Origin of the sequence: Burkholderia sp. AU4i (genome assembly GCF_000466765.1) — a bacterium.
Taxonomy (GTDB): domain Bacteria; phylum Pseudomonadota; class Gammaproteobacteria; order Burkholderiales; family Burkholderiaceae; genus Burkholderia; species Burkholderia cepacia.
Genome location: NZ_ASSI01000393.1, coordinates 1 through 1,142 on the forward strand (window position 1 = coordinate 1; position 1,142 = coordinate 1,142).

Sequence of the window (1,142 nt, forward strand, 5' to 3'; positions counted from 1 at the left end):
GAGCGGACCAAGCCGCACGTGAACGTTGGTACGATTGGTCACGTTGACCACGGCAAGACGACGCTGACGGCAGCGATCACGACGGTTCTGACGAAGAAGTTCGGCGGCGAAGCGAAGGCGTACGACCAGATCGACGCGGCACCGGAAGAAAAGGCGCGCGGCATCACGATCAACACGGCACACGTCGAGTACGAAACGGCTAACCGCCACTACGCACACGTCGACTGCCCGGGCCACGCTGACTATGTGAAGAACATGATCACGGGCGCAGCGCAGATGGACGGCGCGATCCTGGTTTGCTCGGCAGCAGACGGCCCGATGCCGCAAACGCGTGAGCACATCCTGCTGGCGCGTCAGGTTGGCGTTCCGTACATCATCGTGTTCCTGAACAAGTGCGACATGGTGGACGACGCTGAACTGCTCGAGCTGGTCGAGATGGAAGTTCGCGAACTCCTGTCGAAGTACGACTTCCCGGGCGACGACACGCCGATCGTGAAGGGTTCGGCCAAGCTGGCGCTGGAAGGCGACACGGGCGAGCTGGGCGAAGTGGCGATCATGAGCCTGGCAGACGCGCTGGACACGTACATCCCGACGCCGGAGCGTGCAGTTGACGGCGCGTTCCTGATGCCGGTGGAAGACGTGTTCTCGATCTCGGGCCGTGGTACGGTGGTGACGGGTCGTGTCGAGCGCGGCATCGTGAAGGTCGGCGAAGAAATCGAAATCGTCGGTATCAAGCCGACGGTGAAGACGACCTGCACGGGCGTTGAAATGTTCCGCAAGCTGCTGGACCAAGGTCAGGCAGGCGACAACGTCGGTATCCTGCTGCGCGGCACGAAGCGTGAAGACGTGGAGCGTGGCCAGGTTCTGGCGAAGCCGGGTTCGATCACGCCGCACACGCACTTCACGGCTGAAGTGTACGTGCTGAGCAAGGACGAAGGCGGCCGTCACACGCCGTTCTTCAACAACTACCGTCCGCAGTTCTACTTCCGTACGACGGACGTGACGGGCTCGATCGAGCTGCCGAAGGACAAGGAAATGGTGATGCCGGGCGACAACGTGTCGATCACGGTGAAGCTGATTGCTCCGATCGCGATGGAAGAAGGTCTGCGCTTCGCAATCCGTGAAGGCGGCCGTACGGTCGG

Annotated in this window: 1 protein-coding gene; it reads left to right on the plus strand. The window is 61.9% G+C overall.

Annotated elements, in window-relative coordinates; all coding sequences use genetic code 11:
• On the plus strand, positions 1-1,142 hold a 1,142-nt coding region (gene tuf, locus L810_RS42990; protein WP_042978425.1), incomplete at both ends, for an elongation factor Tu.